Source organism: Mesorhizobium sp. 2RAF21 (assembly GCF_052115345.1).
In the GTDB taxonomy this organism is placed as follows: domain Bacteria; phylum Pseudomonadota; class Alphaproteobacteria; order Rhizobiales; family Rhizobiaceae; genus Mesorhizobium; species Mesorhizobium terrae.
Genome location: NZ_JBFRGM010000025.1, coordinates 1 through 16,126 on the forward strand (window position 1 = coordinate 1; position 16,126 = coordinate 16,126).

Below are 16,126 nucleotides of genomic sequence, written 5' to 3' on the forward strand. Positions count from 1 at the left end.
TCCAGCGGGAGGAATGATCGGCCTCGTGATCCAACACCAGCCGCACCGCACGCTCGCGCACCTCAGGGGAAAACTTGTTCGTCGTTTTGCTCGTCATGGCTCCATCCTATTTGGAAGTTGGAGCCTCCGGCAAACCCGGGGCGGTTCATCCTGCCCAGTGACCTTCAAGGCCAGCGCGGAGATTTCCTCCTCGATGCGGAGGACAGAATCACGCATCTCCTCGCCGGCTGTCGTCAGTGCATAGCCGCCGGACAACCGATCGAACAGCCGCGCACCCAATCGCGCCTCAAAGCCTCCGATGCGACGGAAAACGGTCGAATGGGTCACATCCAGCATGCGAGCCGCACCCGAAAGCGACCCGGCCCGTGCCACGGCCAAGAATATGCGAAGGTCGTCCCAATCCTGGCCCTGTGCGTTCATGCAATGGCTCCCTACTGGTCCCGCCGCGGTCGCCCTATGGATTTCTGGTCAAACCAGCGCGGGCCATCCGTGACGTTATCGCTTCCTTCGGACAGCACCCGCATCGGGATGCAATCCTGGATCGTACATCCAGTCTCGCCGAGGAACTCGATATCGCCAAGGGCGCGCACTCACACAAGAATACGTTTCAAAAAATACCAGAATACCAAGCTTCATGACGTGGTGGGTCTCTTATAGATGCAAACCCACACGTCTCGCTCTTCTATTTCTTCTTTCTGACCGAAAGCTGACGACAATTGTTGGCACGCTTCAGGAGCGCGTCAGCTTTGCGCCGCATCGTTGCTCTATCAACAACGACAGTTCAGGAGCGGAACCATGAAAAAGACGTTAGTGATGCTTGCTTTCCTTGCGGCCCTGCCGGCAACGGCTGCGTTGGCCGGAGAGAAATGCGATGTCATGCCCGAACAGAGGCAATCACTCGAAGCTTTGTCGAAGCTTGCTGGTGACTTCGGGTGGACCATCGACAAGATGAAGATCGACGATGGCTGCTATGGACTTCGCGTTACGGATGATAGCAGGAACATTCTCAAGGTGAAGATCGATCCGGCAACGCTGGACGTTGTCGATGGCAAGGTCATGCGTTTCGGCCATGGCAGCAATTCGCCCGCAACCGGCAACGCAGATGGCGCTGCACCGCACGAGAGTGAGGAAGATTAGCACAACAGATGTCCGGCGGGATAAGGCTGGGCCGCTATCGTGGCAAGATCTCCTGATAGGCGCGCCGTGCGGCGACGTAACGCTCGAAGGGGAACCGGATCGGAACCCCTTCAAGTGCCGCGGCAAGCATGTCGAGATGCGCCTCGAACCCCGCGCAGGCCTTAGCGATGTCCTCTTGCGCCGGCAACAGCACCGTCAGCGTCAGGACCGTGCCGCCGTCGACCGTGCCTAGTTCCCACCGCAACGGCCGCTCCGGTTCATCGCCGCTGCTCCAGGAATAAGCGAGCAGTTGCGGCGGATCGAACGCGAGCACGGTGCTGTCGATCACCACGCCGCTGTCGCCGAAATCGATATGAACCCGCCCCCCGCAGCGCAATTCGAACGAACCTGGCGCAAGCCACTGCACGAATTGCTGCCGTTCGGTCAGCATCCGCCAGACCGCTTCACGATCATGTTCAATCCAGCGTTCAAGGCGTCCTTCCCAGGCATCTGCGAGGCGCCGGATTCGCCCTGATACGATAATGTCATTATTCATAGGAATATCTCCCTCGTCGCTGCCTTCGATCGGCCAAGCGGTTAAGTCTCAGCAATCATGGGACTGGCGATACACCGCAAAACCCTGGCCAGCCAATGCCTTTCTGACGCAAGGGAATCCAACACGGCCTCACGACGGCATGGCACAGGTGACGATTGATTCAGATCAAGGCGGTGCGGCGGCCACAGCCCCAGTCTTTGGCTGTCTGCCGCACGGTCGGATATGGCGATGAAAAGGGTTATAGCTGCGTTGTTTATTAGCTTCAGCATTGCCGGCGCAGTTGCCGGCGAGCGGATGAGCTATGGCGAAGCCGAATATCTGAATTCCTGTGCAACCTGTCACGGTGTCGAAGGCAAGGGTGACGGGCCGCTGAGGGATTTGCTCGTCAAGCGTCCCGCCGATCTCACAAGCATCAGCAAGCGCAATGGAGGCAGGTTTCCATATGCCCGCGTCATCGCCGTGATCGATGGACGATATGACGTGCCGGGTCACGGCAATCGCGACATGCCTGTATGGGGACGTCAGTTCCTTGAGGATGACCAGCGCCTGTATGGTCCAGCCGGCGGAGAAATCGTCACGACCGAGCGCATCAACGAGCTCGCGGGCTACGTCCAGTCATTGCAAAGATAGGCGGCTCTTTCGAGGTCCGATTTCTGCCTGCAACGATCGGGCAGACCGTAGAGGCCGATGCATTCAGGGGCCGCCAATCGGGCGGTTGCGCGAGGCTGCTCTCTTCGACCTGCCGTCGAATCCTGGCATAAGTCAGCGTCCACCGCCGGTGGCAACCCTAGCGGCCAGAGCAGGGATAGGCAGCCATTAATGCAGACGTCGCAACCGACGCGATGTGCTCCTTGCCGGCGGAGGCATTCGCCTGAACGTAACGATCGAGGAACTCACGAAATTCCTCCACGGATGTGAAAAACCCCAGGGTGCAGAAGACAGGATGGCCTGTCTGGGCGAGAGCATTGGTGATCTCGATGCCGTCCATGAGACCTTCCAGATAACTGGTCTCCTCGCTGGTTGCTTTGCTTTTTCGGAACTCAGAAACGGTAAGGTCGGCACGAGCTGGACCAATCCCGCACCATAACAGGCCAGCGCTCAAAGCAAGGATTTCCACTTTCATTTTTCCTCCGAACAATTCGGCAGGAGTTGCAATTATCTTGGCAGGCTCGCGTCGACGGATCGCGGTGGATTTCGAGGCACGGCTCCAGCACTCGCGCCGGTTAGCTACCAATCAAAGGTACACGACCGGATTTTCCGCTGACCTTGATCCAGCGCAATGCGACCGGCTTGTCGCAAGTCAAAATGAACCAGCTTATCAAAAAGCAGACCGGATAGTTGTCGTGCTCGAGCAGGCACGGCTCAGTCTCGCCAGCGGAGTGAAAGATGCGCGTCAAGGATCTGATGAAATCCAATGTCGTCACCGTGAAGCCGGACAACAGCGTGAAACACGCTGCACAGATAATGCTGACCAAGGGAATAAGCGGACTTCCGGTGGTGGACGATCACGATGCGCTGGTAGGCATAATCACAGAAGGTGATCTCCTTGGCAGGAGCGAGATCGCCGCCGCGAGTCATCAGAGCGGGAAAGGAAGCGTCGAGGAAAGGGCGGCGGCTTTCGTCAAGAACCATAGCTGGAAAGTCGCCGATGTCATGACCCGAGGCGTCATCGCGGTCGAGGAAGAAGCTTCGATCGGTCGGGTCGCAGCGCTCATGAATGATTATCGTGTGAAGCGGTTACCGGTGACGCACGACGGGCGGCTCGTCGGTATCGTCAGCCGCGTCGATCTGCTGCATCTGATAGCGACGGCGGAACCGGATGACTGTGCGCCCGGCGATACCGCGATCAGACGCAGTATCCTCAGCCGCCTGGGCGAGATGGCGCTCGACGACTTCGTCAAACTTTCCGTTATCGTTTCGGACGGCGTGGTGCATTTGTGGGGTAACCTCGACTCGATCAGCGAGAGAGAGGCCGCGCGTGTCGTTTCTGAAGGTGTGCACGGCGTTGCCGGCGTTGCCGGCGTCGTCGACCACACCCGCGTTTCCCTTGTCAAAAGCGACGACGAGAAATAGCATTGCTCGGCCGCCCAATGACAACCGATTTCACCTAAGCGCCTGTCAGTGTCGCTATGCGTCGGTAGAACGGTTTTGACACCGGTCAATGCCAATCTTTGTGCGGTGCGCCAAAATAGTTAGTAGAAGAACGTCGTGCTGCGAGCGTCAACTGATGCCGTCGATCCAAGATCTAGTCGTGTTGGGCTGTGCCGTCGCCACGCTTGTCAGCCCGATGCCGGCCGCAGGCGAAAACTCTTTGGCTCCAATGCTCGCCCGGGTGATTCCGGCTGTCGTCAGCATCTCGAGCGAAGGCGCTATGTCGGACGGGCAGTCCATTCTATCTGACGCTCCGGTTTCGCCTTCCGTAGGTTCCGGCTCGATCATCGATGCAGCGAAAGGCCTCATCCTCACCGACTACCACGTCATCCAGGATGCCGAAACGATTTGGGTCACGCTTTCGGATAAACGCAGCTTCGAAGCGCAGACCGTCGGGATAGACACCGATTCCGATATCGCCGTCATCAAGATCGACGCCGCCGGCCTTAAGCAACTGCCCATCGGGGATTCGGATGGCCTTCAGGTGGGGGACTACGTCGTCGCGATTGGTAACCCGTTTGGCCTTTCCCAGACCGTTACGTACGGCATTGTCAGCGCGCTCGGGCGAACCGGCTTCGAGACCGGGGCCTATGAGGGCTACATTCAGACGGATGCCGCCATCAACCCGGGAAATTCCGGTGGTCCGTTGGTGGACCTCGATGGACGCATGGTCGGCGTCAACAGTGCTATCGTTGGTTCGTCGAGCGGCAGTGTCGGCCTCGGTTTTGCTATTCCGTCTGCCGCTGCAAAGCACATTCTTCCCGAACTGATCGCGCATGGAGAGGTCAAGCGCGGGCAACTCGGCATTGTGACGCAAGACTTGACCGAGGATCTCGCGATAGCGCTTCATGCCGGTACCTCAAGGGGCGCCGTCGTCAGTCAGGTGCTTCCGGGTTCCCCGGCTGAGACCGTCGGCTTGACTGCCGGCGACGTGATTGTCGGTATCGATGGTAACAGCGTGGCGGACGCCGGCGAATTGCGCCGCTTGATCGGCAACCTCGCTCCGCAAACGAGAATTCATGTCACTGCACTCAGAGATGGATCGCAAATCGGGCTTAATGCGACGGTGACGCTGAAGATCCGTCAGCCGACCACCTATGATGGAACGGGACTTCTCCGATCGGTCGTGCTGGCCAAAATCGCACCCGGTTCGCCGGCCTATGGGAAGATTCGAGGCGCGGCTGTTTTGTCTGTCAGTCCGGGCAGCGCCGCCGCAAACAGCGGTCTTTTGGAGGGCGACGTTATCGCGACGCTCGACCGCAAGCCGGTCGACGGGCCAGAACAGGTCGTGAGCCTCACCGCCAACGCTAGGGAGTTCCTTTTGGTAGGTATCTATCGAGACGATCAGATGCATTTTGTCGTTATTCGTCGGCGCAACGGTTAACGCGGCTCCGCTTTGTGAGAGCACCGCTATGCCGACCGGCGCCCGGCAAGCCTCCACGGATGGTCAGCTCACCCCAAGATAGCGGCCGGGTCGATGATTGAGCGCCAGGATGAGATTGAGAATCGTGGCACTCAGGACCGACAGAAAAACCTTGCCGGGCGCCAAGACCAAGAACGACGCGGACAAGATGGCGAGATCGACGGTAAGTTGAAAATAGCCAGCCCGCAGGCCAAAATTTTCCTGGAGGAAGATGGCGAGGATGTTGTTCCCTCCCAAGCTGCTTCGGTGCCGGAATAGCATCAGCATGCCGATACCGCACAACGTTCCAGCCATGATTGCGGCGTAGGTGGCATTCAACCGTGCGAATTCCACCCATTCGGCCGTAAAGCGTGAAAAAAGCGAGACAAGGCTGACCGCAACGAAAGTCCGTAAGATGAATGCAGCACCCAGCCGTCTCCAGCCGAGCAGATAGAATGGCAAGTTGATCAGCGAGAATCCGATCCAGAAATTGATCCCGATCGTGTACTGGAGCAGGAGCGCCACCCCCGCCACGCCGCCGACTACTAGGACCGCCTGGGCATAGATGGTCATACCCAGTGCCACCATGAGGCTGCCAAGGATCAGGGCAAGCGCGTCTTCGTGCAAGCCGTGCCTCATCACTATCATGCCTTCGACTTCGCGTTGAGACATCTGCTTGTTCCCATCTAAGGGAATTCTGGCCGGTCCAGAACATGCGGTCTTTGTCCGAGAGCAAACCCCGCGGCGAAAGGCGCCTTGCATGCTCAATCTGGCCCTCATCCGCAAACCGTCGCCGATCTTGATGCCGATCAATGCCTGGCATGCGTAGGCCTGATTTGTTGGAGCGACCGAAACAAGCTGAACGTCGAGCGAGAAGGGACGCCTCATGTCCAGCGCATACATGTCACTCCAGGCCCTTCGAAAAGCTATGACCGTTCCCAGGTTCTCGAGCAAAGGCCGAGTGCCTGTAACAGAACCATGCTGAGAGACGGAAATGTACAAGCACATCCTTATCGCCACCGATGGCTCAGAACTGGCAGCGAAGGGCGTTGATCAAGGCTTGGCGCTCGCCGTGCCACTTCATGCGAGTGTGACGGTTCTGACGGTCACTCGGCCATTGCCGCCGCAAGTAGCGCGTGCTGCGGTCGCTGGAGGCGTCCACGACCCGGTTATCCGCTATGACGAGCAGATCGACGAGCACATGAGAATGCACTTCACGCCGGTCAAACAGCGAGCCTCTCAACATGGCATTACCGTCGAGCTCGTGCATGAAATCGATGATTCCCCTGCAGGGGCCATCGTCAGGACCGCCAGGCTGAGAAATTGCGATCTGATCGTCATGTCGTCGCATGGCCGGCGCGGCGTAGATCGGCTTATTCTCGGAAGCCAGACCGCAGAAGTGCTCGCGCATACGATCCTTCCAGTTCTGGTTGTTCGGTAGCCCTCGGTTTGCGCTACCCACATGATCATGATCAAGGGTCCCGCTCTTCTTCATGGACTTGTACCGCAATGTCCGGAGACAGCAGATGCACAAGCATATCCTCGTCCCGACGGACGGATCGGAAACCGCCCAGAGGGGCGTCGACTATGCCTTGGCTCTCGCTAGAGATCTTGGTGCCAAGGTTACGGTCCTCACCATAACCGATCCGTATTCTCGCGACGGAATAACTGCTCGAGCGAGTTGGATACGTTCGGACGAGCAAGTAAATGAATTCAACAGGGGTCAGAAAGAAGCGGCCGACAAAGTCTTGAAAAAGGTGAAAGCCGACGCCGGCAAGATGGGCGTCGACATCGCGCTACTGCAGGTTTCCGAAGCGCGGCCCGCCGAGGCTATACTTCAGACGGCAGCGGTACGGGGCGCTCACCTGATCGTCATCGGCTCTCACGGTCGGCGTGGCATGAACAGATTTCTGCTCGGCAGCCAAACGGCAGAAGTCTTGGCGCATGCTGTCGTACCGGTTCTCGTCGTCAAATGAAGTCTACCCCCAACGCTCTGCGATACAACGAAATCACGCCGGCGGCGCGGGATGGCGGACTTTTCGGGATTCGGCCGTATGGCAGCGCGAGAAACCTGGCGGAAGATAGAGCGAGAGGAAAGACGGTTATCGACTCGCATGCAGACGCACCCCGGTCCCAGCCCCGACCGGGAACTTGACCGGGATCAATGATGCGTCAGCCGATGGCTGATAGTGGAGAGCATGCCAAGGCCCTACGAAAGCGCAGGACGGAAAATGATACTGCCAAACGATACTACAGTCGCCGTCGTGGATGGCGAGAAGCTGCGTTTGTTTCGCAATAAGGGCGTCGAGCCTTGTATCCGGCTTGTCGAAGAAACCGTGTCCGATGTTCAGCCAGTCAACCAGGGCTCGGGCGCACGGCATCGCAGCACGTCCGCCAACCCCGATCGGTGGCGGCTTGAGGAAGACGATTTTGCGGCGAGCGCGGCAGCACACCTGAACCGGTTGATGCTGGGCGGGGAGATCATCTCGCTGTTCGTCATCGCCGATTCACGGACGCTTGGGGAATTGCGACGCCACTACCACGGCGTGACCAGGGAAAACCTGCTCGGCGACCTTGCCAAGGATCTCACCGGCAGCAGCATCGAGACGATCGAGGCTGCACTCGCCAAGGCTTGACCACGTCTGGCCTTTCCAAAGGAAAGACACCGACGCCGCGCGACTGGAGACATTCCCCATGTACACGCATGTCCTCATCCCTACTGACGGCTCAGAGTTTGCCCAGGCTGGTGTGATCCACGGGCTGTCGCTCGCAAAAGAGCACGGTGCTCGGGTAACGGCGATAACGGCGACAGAAGCGCCCGGCGGGCAGTTCGCCTACTCGAGCGACCTGTGGACACTAGGTGAGACCGAAATGGCTGCGTATGAACGGGACCAGCACCGCGAGGCCGAAGCGATCCTCGCGCCCGTGAAGGCGAGCGCCGAGCAGTTGGGTCTCGAAATCGAGACCGTCCATGTGCCGGACCGCCGGGCAGCACCTGCCATCCTCGACACCGCCCGCAAATGCGGCTGCGATATCATCGTGATGGCCTCGCACGGCCGCACCGGTATGAGCCGGGTCATGCTGGGCAGCCATACCGCGGAAGTACTGACTCAGGCCGATATCCCTGTGATCGTATTTCGCTGAAAGCGAGCGCGCCGGGACAAAAGGTTGCACTCGATCCTGCACGAACGGGCGAAAGGCATTACCTATATCAGCAGCACGAGAGCCGAAGGGGGCTCACCGAGACCGGACAAGCACATGGCCCGACGCAGCGCCGGAATCCTTGCGTATCGGTGGGAAGGCCTGAGACTGGAAGTTCTTCTCGGTCATCCGGGCGGGCCATTCTGGAGCCGCCGCGATCAAGGTGCGTGGTCCATCCTGAAGGGTGAGTACGAGGAAAGCGAAGACCCGGAAACAGCGGCGCGGCGCGAGTTCACAGAAGAGTCGGGATGGATATTGGCAACGCCGCTGGAGCCACTCGGCGCGATCAGACAGCGCGGCGGGAAGATCGTCACCGCTTACGCCGCCCAAGCTGATTTCGACCCGGCGACGCTGCGCAGCAATGTATTCGAAATGGAATGGCCGCCGGGCAGCAAAAGGACGCAGTTGTTTCCCGAGATCGACCGCGCGGGTTGGTTCACATTGACGGAGGCCGGCATGAAAATCGTTCCCGGCCAGGCTGGATTCCTCGATCGGCTGCTCGCGGGCCTCGCGCTAACGCGCAACCGGGGTCGGTGAGCGGCCGGCACGTCCAATGCGTAATCGACTCTTATTGACCAAGCGCAAAGACCGCAGTCGAAACATCGGCGATTCATAGCGCCATGGACAAGACTTTCTACGTGCCCGACCGGTTGCCTGATGTTCAGCCGGGTAGTCAACCGCCCCCCCCCCGAAATGCGCAAGGGCTTGGAACTGATGGATGCAAGGAACGGACATGTCAGTCGCTATTCCAAGGGCATGATCGTCATTCATTGGGTGACTGCCGTACTGATCGTAGCGGCCTGGTTCACCGCGGAAGGGGGCCGCCACGTCGTCGCGAACCCACCCTTGCTGCACTTCTCGTTGGGGCTGGCGGTGCTTGCTCTCACGGTTCCCCGCTTGATCCTGCGCGTTGTCGGCCAGACGCCGCCACCACCGGACGAGCGGCGGGCATGGATGGCACTGGCAGCGAAAATCGGCCACGCTGTTCTCTATGCATTTTTGATCGGTTTGCCACTCAGCGGCTGGTACGCGGCTTCGCGCCTTGGCGTTCCCGTGTCCTTCTTCGGCATCAGTCTGCCGACAATCGCTGCCCCCGTTCAGGGCGCGCCCGGGATGATCGCCGACATCCATGAGAACGCCGGCACCGTCATCCTCTACCTGGCCGGCCTCCACGCCTTGATTGCAGGCTGGCATCACATCGTCCTGCGCGACGGCACGTTGCGCCGGATGAGCCCGCTCTGAGTTTCAGAGCTGTCGTCTTGAACATGTACGGAGCTTTATCATGAACACCCATATTCCCGATCCCGAACTTTGGGAGCGTACCGTCGGTGACATCGCCGCGACGCTCCCCGGCGCAACCGCGGTCTTTCGCAAGTACAAGATCGATTTCTGCTGTAACGGCGATCTTACCCTCGATAGCGCCGCGCAACGTCGCGGCGTCGATCCAAGCGCACTCGAACATGCGCTGGAGGTTCTCGGCTCCGGGGTGGAGGGAGCAGCTGTTCCGGCCGAGATGAGCAGCGACGAGCTGATCGATCATATCCAGGCCTGCTACCACGAGGCGCACCGCCGCGCCTTGCCCGAGCTCATTATGCTGTCGCGGAAGGTGGAGGCGGTTCATCGCGAGCATCCGAAGGTGCCTGCCGGGCTTTCCGACGCGCTGCGGCAGATGCAGAGCGACCTGGAAGAACATATGACGAAGGAGGAAGGCATCCTGTTTCCGGCGATGCGCCAGGGGGCCGACAAGTTCGACATATCGACTTCGGATTTCCGGCACGAGCACGACGACCAGGGTACGCAACTGCGGCTGCTCGAAAGCCTGACCGACGACTTCACTTTGCCCGAAGGCGCCTGCCGCTCGTGGCAGGCGCTCTATGTGGGCACGGCACAGCTTGCCGAGGACCTGATGGAGCACATCCACCTGGAAAACAACATCCTGTTTCCCAGGTTCGCGGCAACGGAAAGCCCTGCCTAGCCACCTGGAGCGGCCGTTGAGAAGACGGAATGCGGATCGTCTGGCTGATCGTCGGTCTGGCCAGCCTGGTGCTGGCGGGATTGGGCGTGGCGTTGCCGCTGATGCCGACAACGCCCTTCGTCATCCTGGCGGCCTTCTGCTTCGCGCGCTCATCGCCAGCCTTGCATGACCGGCTCCTCGACAGCCGCACGTTCGGCAAGGCGGTCGGCGACTGGCGCACACATCGCGCCATCAGCCGCAAGGGCAAGACAGCGAGCGTGCTCGCCATGGCGTTGTCGCTGGCCGCCTCGCTCGTTCTCGCCGTCGATCTTGTCGTTGTCGGCCTGCAGGCGCTGGCGGCATCTGCCGCCGTTGCCTTCATCTTGACCCGTAACACCTCAGCATAGGCCGTCGTCGCGCGACCACGACGTCCGCCTCTACCAAGCGATGTAAAACATCGCCTTGGCCAGAAAGACGATCAACACCACGTGGCAGAAGACGCTGAGGTGGATGAGCTTGAAGTGGCGGGACTTGAGCTTGCCGCGGGCGCTGAGCGTTATGGCGGTGATGAAGTGTACGAGGACGCTGAGCGCCAGCACGATCTTGATGGAAAGCAGCGTCGCGAAGCTGCTTTCGAAAGGATGCGCGAGGTCTTCGCGGTATTGCCAGGCCATGGCGATGCCCGCACCGTAAAGGATCGCCATTACGAACGGCATCAGACGGCGCGCGCGACGGCCGATCGCGGTTTCCACCGTTCGCATCGTCTCGCGCCCAACCGGCTTGCGGATACCTTCGAGGATGAGAACTTCGAAGAAGACGGTGCCGACGAACATGATGGCGGCAAAAAGATGCAAGGTGACGAGGACAAAATGGCTCATGATAGGCGCCGCCTTCAGCCGGTTACGGCTCCCTCGTTGGCGGGGCGGGCGAGCACTGCGAACTTCGCTAGCACCCCGTGCCGATAGCGGGGTGCCGGCTGCTTCCAGCTGGCGCGGCGGCGCGACATCTCGGCCTCGTCAACCTCCAGCTGCAGCAACAACCTGTGCGCGTCGATGGTGATGGTGTCGCCGTCCTCGACCAGCGCGATCGTGCCGCCGATATAGGCTTCCGGCGCGACATGGCCTACCACCATGCCCCACGTACCGCCGGAAAAGCGCCCGTCGGTGATCAGGCCGACGCTTTCGCCGAGGCCACGCCCGACCAGCGCCGAGGTTGGCGCCAGCATTTCCGGCATGCCGGGGCCGCCCTTCGGGCCGAGATAGCGCAATACGACCACGTCGCCCGGCCTGATCCTGTCGGCGAGGATCGCTTCCATGGCCGATTGCTCGTCGTCGAAGACGCGGGCGGGGCCGGTGATCGCCGGGCTTTTCAGACCTGTGATCTTTGCGACCGCGCCGTCCTCGGCGAGGTTGCCTTTGAGGATGGCGAGATGGCCCTCGCGGTAAAGCGCCTTGTCGATCGGCATGATGACCTGCTGGTCGGCGCGCGGCGTATCGGGCACACCGGCCAGTTCCTCGGCCAGTGTGCGACCGGTGACGGTCATGCAGTCACCATGGATCAGCCCGGCGTTGAGCAGAAGCTTCAGCACCTGTGGGATGCCGCCCGCCTGATGCAGATCGACCGCCATGAAGTGGCCGGACGGCTTCAGATCACACAACACCGGCACCTTGCGGCGCACGCGCTCGAAATCGTCCAGCGTCCACTCGACCCCGGCGGCGTGCGCAATGGCGAGGTAGTGCAGCACCGCGTTGGTCGAGCCGCCGATCGCCATGATGAGCGCCACCGCATTCTCGATGCTGTCGCGGGTGACGATGTCGAGCGGCTTGATGTTCTTCTTCACCGCCTCGACCAATACCCGGCCGGATTCGGCAGCGCTGTCGATTTTCTCGTGATCGGGGCTTGCCATGGTCGAGGAATATAGGAGCGACATGCCCAGTGCCTCGAACGAGGAACTCATGGTATTGGCCGTGTACATGCCGCCGCAGGAGCCGTTGCAGGGGCAGGCGTTGCGCTCGATGCCCTCGAAATCCTCCTCGCTCATGGTGCCGGCCATGAAGGCGCCCACGGCCTCGAAGGCGGAAACGATGGACAGGTCCTGCCCCTTCCACGTACCCGGCTTGATGGTACCGCCATAGACATAGATGGCCGGCGCGTTGGCACGCAGGATGCCGATCATGCCGCCCGGCATGTTCTTGTCGCAGCCGCCCAGAACCAGCACGCCGTCCATCCACTGGCCCTGCACGCAGGTTTCGACGCAATCGGCGATCACCTCGCGCGACACCAGCGAATATTTCATGCCTTCCGTGCCCATCGACATGCCGTCGGATATGGTCGGCGTACCGAACACCTGCGGATTGCCGCCGGCCTCCCTGATAGCGACGATTGCGGCGTCGGCGAGCGGCTGCAGGCCGGCGTTGCAGGGCGTTATGGTGGAATGGGCGTTGGCGACGCCGATCATCGGCTTGTCGAAATCGGCCTTCTCGTAGCCCAGCGCGTAATACATAGCCCGGTTGGGCGAACGGGCGACGCCTTGGGTGATGTGCTTCGAGCGCTCGTTGAAAGGCATGGTGAAGACCCTGGTTGAAGGCTGAAGACTGCCGCGGCGGTCCGGGAAAGCGCGCTGCTATGCGCCCGTGCGATGCAACTGGCGCGGCAAGGCGGCTTCTCCGAAGTCGATCATCGAGCGCTGGATGACGTTGCCGGCAGCATCGACATTCAGACGCGCGCGACGGTTGCCGTAGAAGAAACTCAATCGGTATTGGCCTTCGTGCTCCTCGATCCCGCGTTCGCAGAAGGACGTGATCTCCTGGGCTTTCATGAGCGCGTGCACGGTCGCCGGGTCAAGGCGCAGCAGGTCGGCGAGCAGCTTCGCATCGACGAGGATGCCATTCGTCCCAATCTCAATTTGCATCGGCCGACCCTAAGTGGGGGCCGGACGGACGGCGTCCACCGCCAATCCAACCAGGAGGGTCGCTGGCGGGGAAGGATTCCCACGAAGCCTGAGCCACTTCATCCCATTCTGTTTCATCGTAGCTGGAGACCGGCGTCGGTTTCCTCGGCACCTGCGGAGTGTCATCCGATAAAGCATTATGATCATATGCCATGGTCGTTCTTTGCATCGGAGTTATAAGATACATATAATCTACATCTTATCCGGGCGATTGCAAGGAATCCGATTTCCGCGGGGTCCGAGAGATGCTCGTTGCCGACAGGGATGCTTCGATCCCATCATCTCCTAGGGATGGGGCATGGGATAGGCGTTACAAAGCTATGTCCCTACGACCCAACGCAGTATCGTCTCGACGGCAGCAAGGCCGGGATCTTCTGATTTCCGCATTACGGTCACAAGTTGGAACCACAGATCGTCGTCAGCTTCGTCGAGAAACGCTCGCACGGCGCCGGCGGAAAAGTCACCCACTGGCATCGAGACTCGCGCTGCCCGTTCGTTGAGGTTCGCGGCAAGTTCAGGATCGAGAGTCGCTAAGACGTTGGAGATCACCTCTGGCCGATCGAGGGCAGCAATCAGATCTCCGAGCATATGGCATCTGCATCCAAATGAGGTCTTTGCGTCAACATTACAAAAAACATACCCGATTGCAAAAAATCGAATACGTCTCGTTGCAGCTAAGGCAAATACCATGAATTTGGCTTGGAGTATGCTGCGGCGAAAGTGCCAACCCAAAGAACGATGGCAATACGAGAGAAAGCCGTTTCCGAAAAGAACAATCGTGCCGCACCTTTATCCGTGATCACGACGGGCTCCTATGCGGCAGCCCGCACCTCCACCGCCTGAGCTGTGCAGTCTCGGCCCTTCGACTTGGCCACGTAGAGCGCACGATCCGCGGCCGATAGCAGAGCCTCAAGCTCCTGTCCGAATTCGTGAGCCGATAGACCTATGCTGACCGTTACGCTTCGGCTGCCGAGACCTAGTGTACGGGAAATTTCTTTCACCTTCTGGTGAATGCGTCCACAGAGCGCCGCTGCTTGGGCGAAGTCGGCCTTATCCACGAAAACGGCAAATTCCTCGCCTCCAAGGTGCCCCACAACGTCGGCCTCCCGAATACATGATTTCAGAGCAGAGCCGATTTCCCGCAGGACCGCATCGCCAATTGCATGACCGAAGCTGTCGTTGATCGCCTTGAAATGGTCCGCATCGATGAACAGCATCGCACCAGTTGAACCGTTCGTTCCCCTTGTCCCAACAAGGCGCCTAGTTTCAGCCATGAAAGTCTTTCTGTTTAGCAAACCGGTCAATTCGTCCGTCCTGTTGGCCTTCTCTAATTCCGCTGCAAGTTCGGCAAATTGCGCGCTTCGTCTTAAAAAGAAATAGGTCAGCGGAGATGCCACGAAGAGAACAATCACGCTGGTCAGCAGGAGGTCGAGTACCAACCGATCCGAGAAAAAGATCGAATAGAAAACCAGGGTCAGCAGATCAGCGCCAGCCGCCGCAACGGCCACTATGAGGCACGATTGCCCCAAAACGGAAAGCGCGTTGAAGCGCGCGGCTATGCGATCACACCCGAGCATCGCAGTTGAGGCTAACCGCCAATAGTAAATTGTCGCCTCATCGATTGTGTCAATTTTTCATTGAGGCGTACTCGTTACTCGAAGGCCGACGGCGTCGAGCTGCGACGGCCGCCAACCATGATCGTACGTGGAACCACCTGTCTTTACCGCGCGCTGGCAGGTGGGTTGCCGACACTGAAAATCATGTCGCTCATTCACGAAGCGCTTGTTGTTCGTCCGGCACGTGTCTGCTCAGCCGATGCAGCAGCGCGTTGAACTTTCGCCATTGGACTGGATTGGTTCCGCGCAGCACCGCACAGGCCTTGCCCGCCCCACGGCAGGCTGCATCGGCCTGTCCGAGTCTCGCTAGGGCCTCAAGATTTGCGACCAAGAGATCCGCCAACCCGGTAAGCTGAGCTTCTCCGCCGGTGCCTGCTTCCGGTCCCGTTGCATTCGGTTGATCCGCTTGCATGTCACCAGCCACCGCTGTCGGCTATACCGAGGTGTTCCTTGGCGCCCGAACTCATCTTCTCGGGCGACCAGGGCGGCTCATAGGTCAGCGTGACGTCGACGAACTCGACGCCGGGAACACTCCAGGCGGCGTCGCGGGCGCCCTCCTTCAGGTAATTGGTTGCGGGGCAGCCGCGCGTCGTCGTGGTCATCACGATGTTGACGACGCCGCCGTCATTGACCAGAACCGCATAGACCAGCCCAAGATCAACGATGTTGTAGCCGAGCTCCGGATCGATCACGAGACGAAGCGCATCCGTGACCTTCTCGTCGTCCAGTTTTAGTTCCGCTTCATCGGCCATGGCACGATCCCTGTCACATCGCCGCCCGCGCGGGTTGCGGGCGGCGTACGCGGTTGTGATGCCTGCTTCATGCGGCCTTTGAAAGACGGCCGATCTCGACGCGCCATACCTCCGGCCCGCGCTCGAGATAGGTCCAGGAAAACTGCTGCGGATGCTCGGCCTCGAGCTGGTAGTAAAGAGGCTTTGGATCGTGGTCGTTGACGAGAACGAACTTTCCTCCGGGCGCGAGCTGGTCGACAAGCTCGAAGATCTTCTGATGCCTGTGCATCGGCACCAGGGTTCGGACATCGATTTCGTTGGGGGCTGCATTTGCGGCCTGCGCCATGGGCTTGCTCCTTTAAGTGCGAGATGAACGGCCGACGCGACCTTGTCGCGGTGTACCGTAGCGGACAACTTCCGTTGCACCGACGATCGCAGATAGTTGGCGT

Annotated in this window: 23 protein-coding genes; 12 read left to right on the forward strand and 11 right to left on the reverse strand. The window is 59.9% G+C overall.

All coding sequences use genetic code 11. From position 1 onward, the window contains the following. Nucleotides 1-93: 93 nt before the first annotated feature. Nucleotides 94-420, reverse strand: coding sequence for a LysR family transcriptional regulator (locus tag AB4136_RS28640; protein ID WP_441931938.1), 327 nt, complete (start codon nt 418-420; stop codon nt 94-96). Between the two features lie 375 nt (nt 421-795). On the opposite strand from AB4136_RS28640, the gene AB4136_RS28645 reads away from it, so the two are divergent. Next, entirely contained in the window at nt 796-1,137 is a 342-nt protein-coding gene (locus AB4136_RS28645; protein WP_137901515.1) for a PepSY domain-containing protein, read from the forward strand. Between the two features lie 34 nt (nt 1,138-1,171). Here AB4136_RS28645 and AB4136_RS28650 read toward each other — a convergent pair whose 3' ends face one another. Next, nucleotides 1,172-1,672 (reverse strand): SRPBCC family protein, encoded by a 501-nt coding sequence (locus AB4136_RS28650; RefSeq protein ID WP_137901514.1) that lies wholly within the window; start codon nt 1,670-1,672, stop codon nt 1,172-1,174. Nucleotides 1,673-1,900: 228 nt separating this feature from the next. On the opposite strand from AB4136_RS28650, the gene AB4136_RS28655 reads away from it, so the two are divergent. Continuing rightward, entirely contained in the window at nt 1,901-2,302 is a 402-nt protein-coding gene (locus AB4136_RS28655) for a c-type cytochrome (RefSeq protein WP_137901513.1), read from the forward strand. Nucleotides 2,303-2,459: 157 nt separating this feature from the next. Here the strand turns inward: AB4136_RS28655 and AB4136_RS28660 are convergent, their stop codons facing one another. Further along, nucleotides 2,460-2,795 carry a Rap1a/Tai family immunity protein gene (locus AB4136_RS28660; RefSeq protein ID WP_137901512.1) on the reverse strand — a complete coding sequence of 112 codons (336 nt, stop codon included), beginning with the start codon at nt 2,793-2,795 and terminating at the stop codon, nt 2,460-2,462. A 263-nt stretch (nt 2,796-3,058) separates the two neighbouring features. On the opposite strand from AB4136_RS28660, the gene AB4136_RS28665 reads away from it, so the two are divergent. Then, the gene (locus AB4136_RS28665; RefSeq protein WP_137901511.1) at nt 3,059-3,745 is read left to right on the forward strand and encodes a CBS domain-containing protein; all 687 of its coding nucleotides are present in this window, start codon (nt 3,059-3,061) and stop codon (nt 3,743-3,745) included. Nucleotides 3,746-3,899: 154 nt separating this feature from the next. Further along, complete coding sequence (locus AB4136_RS28670) at nt 3,900-5,207, forward strand: trypsin-like peptidase domain-containing protein (protein ID WP_171021008.1); 1,308 nt, start codon at nt 3,900-3,902, stop codon at nt 5,205-5,207. Nucleotides 5,208-5,270: 63 nt separating this feature from the next. Here the strand turns inward: AB4136_RS28670 and AB4136_RS28675 are convergent, their stop codons facing one another. Continuing rightward, nucleotides 5,271-6,128, reverse strand: a complete 858-nt coding sequence (locus AB4136_RS28675; protein WP_441931942.1) for a YitT family protein — start codon at nt 6,126-6,128, stop codon at nt 5,271-5,273. Between the two features lie 91 nt (nt 6,129-6,219). Between AB4136_RS28675 and AB4136_RS28680 the strand changes: the two genes are divergently transcribed. The 8 genes from AB4136_RS28680 to AB4136_RS28715 all read left to right on the forward strand — a co-directional run bounded on the left by AB4136_RS28680 (nt 6,220) and on the right by AB4136_RS28715 (nt 10,787). After that, nucleotides 6,220-6,666 (forward strand): universal stress protein, encoded by a 447-nt coding sequence (locus AB4136_RS28680; RefSeq protein ID WP_137901509.1) that lies wholly within the window; start codon nt 6,220-6,222, stop codon nt 6,664-6,666. A gap of 85 nt (nt 6,667-6,751) precedes the next feature. Next, on the forward strand, nt 6,752-7,201 hold the full coding sequence (locus AB4136_RS28685; RefSeq protein WP_137901508.1) for a universal stress protein: 450 nt from the start codon (nt 6,752-6,754) through the stop codon (nt 7,199-7,201). Nucleotides 7,202-7,456: 255 nt separating this feature from the next. Next, nucleotides 7,457-7,861 carry a baeRF12 domain-containing protein gene (locus tag AB4136_RS28690; RefSeq protein WP_137901507.1) on the forward strand — a complete coding sequence of 135 codons (405 nt, stop codon included), beginning with the start codon at nt 7,457-7,459 and terminating at the stop codon, nt 7,859-7,861. A 58-nt stretch (nt 7,862-7,919) separates the two neighbouring features. Further along, nucleotides 7,920-8,369: a universal stress protein gene (locus tag AB4136_RS28695; RefSeq protein ID WP_137901506.1), complete on the forward strand. Its 450-nt coding sequence runs from the start codon at nt 7,920-7,922 to the stop codon at nt 8,367-8,369. Between the two features lie 114 nt (nt 8,370-8,483). Then, the gene (locus tag AB4136_RS28700) at nt 8,484-8,963 is read left to right on the forward strand and encodes an NUDIX domain-containing protein (RefSeq protein ID WP_137901505.1); all 480 of its coding nucleotides are present in this window, start codon (nt 8,484-8,486) and stop codon (nt 8,961-8,963) included. Nucleotides 8,964-9,140: 177 nt separating this feature from the next. Beyond that, nucleotides 9,141-9,668: a cytochrome b gene (locus AB4136_RS28705; RefSeq protein WP_137901527.1), complete on the forward strand. Its 528-nt coding sequence runs from the start codon at nt 9,141-9,143 to the stop codon at nt 9,666-9,668. A gap of 40 nt (nt 9,669-9,708) precedes the next feature. Next, nucleotides 9,709-10,401 (forward strand): iron-sulfur cluster repair di-iron protein, encoded by a 693-nt coding sequence (gene ric / locus AB4136_RS28710; RefSeq protein ID WP_137901504.1) that lies wholly within the window; start codon nt 9,709-9,711, stop codon nt 10,399-10,401. 29 nt (nt 10,402-10,430) lie between these two features. After that, entirely contained in the window at nt 10,431-10,787 is a 357-nt protein-coding gene (locus tag AB4136_RS28715) for a YbaN family protein (protein ID WP_137901503.1), read from the forward strand. Nucleotides 10,788-10,817: 30 nt separating this feature from the next. Here the strand turns inward: AB4136_RS28715 and AB4136_RS28720 are convergent, their stop codons facing one another. From AB4136_RS28720 to AB4136_RS28750, 7 genes are all read right to left on the reverse strand, one after another. Then, a complete protein-coding gene (locus AB4136_RS28720) occupies nt 10,818-11,258 on the reverse strand; it encodes a hypothetical protein (protein WP_137901502.1) in 441 nt (146 codons plus the stop codon). A gap of 14 nt (nt 11,259-11,272) precedes the next feature. Beyond that, nucleotides 11,273-12,946, reverse strand: coding sequence for a dihydroxy-acid dehydratase (gene ilvD, locus AB4136_RS28725; RefSeq protein ID WP_137901501.1), 1,674 nt, complete (start codon nt 12,944-12,946; stop codon nt 11,273-11,275). Between the two features lie 57 nt (nt 12,947-13,003). After that, on the reverse strand, nt 13,004-13,291 hold the full coding sequence (locus AB4136_RS28730) for a DUF6522 family protein (protein WP_137901500.1): 288 nt from the start codon (nt 13,289-13,291) through the stop codon (nt 13,004-13,006). A 357-nt stretch (nt 13,292-13,648) separates the two neighbouring features. After that, a complete protein-coding gene (locus AB4136_RS28735) occupies nt 13,649-13,918 on the reverse strand; it encodes a hypothetical protein (protein WP_137901498.1) in 270 nt (89 codons plus the stop codon). 224 nt (nt 13,919-14,142) lie between these two features. Further along, nucleotides 14,143-14,838, reverse strand: a complete 696-nt coding sequence (locus AB4136_RS28740) for a GGDEF domain-containing protein (protein ID WP_171021007.1) — start codon at nt 14,836-14,838, stop codon at nt 14,143-14,145. A gap of 521 nt (nt 14,839-15,359) precedes the next feature. Beyond that, nucleotides 15,360-15,698 carry a metal-sulfur cluster assembly factor gene (locus AB4136_RS28745; RefSeq protein WP_137901496.1) on the reverse strand — a complete coding sequence of 113 codons (339 nt, stop codon included), beginning with the start codon at nt 15,696-15,698 and terminating at the stop codon, nt 15,360-15,362. A 67-nt stretch (nt 15,699-15,765) separates the two neighbouring features. Continuing rightward, nucleotides 15,766-16,023, reverse strand: coding sequence for a DUF2249 domain-containing protein (locus AB4136_RS28750; RefSeq protein WP_137901495.1), 258 nt, complete (start codon nt 16,021-16,023; stop codon nt 15,766-15,768). Nucleotides 16,024-16,126 lie beyond the last annotated feature (103 nt).

What these genes read in the sequence shown, in the direction of transcription:
- AB4136_RS28640 (WP_441931938.1), bottom strand. Translation starts at nt 420, where the DNA reads ATGAACGCACAGGGCCAGGATTGGGACGACCTTCGCATATTCTTGGCC.
- AB4136_RS28645 (WP_137901515.1), top strand. Translation starts at nt 796, where the DNA reads ATGAAAAAGACGTTAGTGATGCTTGCTTTCCTTGCGGCCCTGCCGGCA.
- AB4136_RS28650 (WP_137901514.1), bottom strand. Translation starts at nt 1,672, where the DNA reads ATGAATAATGACATTATCGTATCAGGGCGAATCCGGCGCCTCGCAGAT.
- AB4136_RS28655 (WP_137901513.1), top strand. Translation starts at nt 1,901, where the DNA reads ATGAAAAGGGTTATAGCTGCGTTGTTTATTAGCTTCAGCATTGCCGGC.
- AB4136_RS28660 (WP_137901512.1), bottom strand. Translation starts at nt 2,795, where the DNA reads ATGAAAGTGGAAATCCTTGCTTTGAGCGCTGGCCTGTTATGGTGCGGG.
- AB4136_RS28665 (WP_137901511.1), top strand. Translation starts at nt 3,059, where the DNA reads ATGCGCGTCAAGGATCTGATGAAATCCAATGTCGTCACCGTGAAGCCG.
- AB4136_RS28670 (WP_171021008.1), top strand. Translation starts at nt 3,900, where the DNA reads ATGCCGTCGATCCAAGATCTAGTCGTGTTGGGCTGTGCCGTCGCCACG.
- AB4136_RS28675 (WP_441931942.1), bottom strand. Translation starts at nt 6,128, where the DNA reads ATGTATGCGCTGGACATGAGGCGTCCCTTCTCGCTCGACGTTCAGCTT.
- AB4136_RS28680 (WP_137901509.1), top strand. Translation starts at nt 6,220, where the DNA reads ATGTACAAGCACATCCTTATCGCCACCGATGGCTCAGAACTGGCAGCG.
- AB4136_RS28685 (WP_137901508.1), top strand. Translation starts at nt 6,752, where the DNA reads ATGCACAAGCATATCCTCGTCCCGACGGACGGATCGGAAACCGCCCAG.
- AB4136_RS28690 (WP_137901507.1), top strand. Translation starts at nt 7,457, where the DNA reads ATGATACTGCCAAACGATACTACAGTCGCCGTCGTGGATGGCGAGAAG.
- AB4136_RS28695 (WP_137901506.1), top strand. Translation starts at nt 7,920, where the DNA reads ATGTACACGCATGTCCTCATCCCTACTGACGGCTCAGAGTTTGCCCAG.
- AB4136_RS28700 (WP_137901505.1), top strand. Translation starts at nt 8,484, where the DNA reads ATGGCCCGACGCAGCGCCGGAATCCTTGCGTATCGGTGGGAAGGCCTG.
- AB4136_RS28705 (WP_137901527.1), top strand. Translation starts at nt 9,141, where the DNA reads ATGGATGCAAGGAACGGACATGTCAGTCGCTATTCCAAGGGCATGATC.
- ric (WP_137901504.1), top strand. Translation starts at nt 9,709, where the DNA reads ATGAACACCCATATTCCCGATCCCGAACTTTGGGAGCGTACCGTCGGT.
- AB4136_RS28715 (WP_137901503.1), top strand. Translation starts at nt 10,431, where the DNA reads ATGCGGATCGTCTGGCTGATCGTCGGTCTGGCCAGCCTGGTGCTGGCG.
- AB4136_RS28720 (WP_137901502.1), bottom strand. Translation starts at nt 11,258, where the DNA reads ATGAGCCATTTTGTCCTCGTCACCTTGCATCTTTTTGCCGCCATCATG.
- ilvD (WP_137901501.1), bottom strand. Translation starts at nt 12,946, where the DNA reads ATGCCTTTCAACGAGCGCTCGAAGCACATCACCCAAGGCGTCGCCCGT.
- AB4136_RS28730 (WP_137901500.1), bottom strand. Translation starts at nt 13,291, where the DNA reads ATGCAAATTGAGATTGGGACGAATGGCATCCTCGTCGATGCGAAGCTG.
- AB4136_RS28735 (WP_137901498.1), bottom strand. Translation starts at nt 13,918, where the DNA reads ATGCTCGGAGATCTGATTGCTGCCCTCGATCGGCCAGAGGTGATCTCC.
- AB4136_RS28745 (WP_137901496.1), bottom strand. Translation starts at nt 15,698, where the DNA reads ATGGCCGATGAAGCGGAACTAAAACTGGACGACGAGAAGGTCACGGAT.
- AB4136_RS28750 (WP_137901495.1), bottom strand. Translation starts at nt 16,023, where the DNA reads ATGGCGCAGGCCGCAAATGCAGCCCCCAACGAAATCGATGTCCGAACC.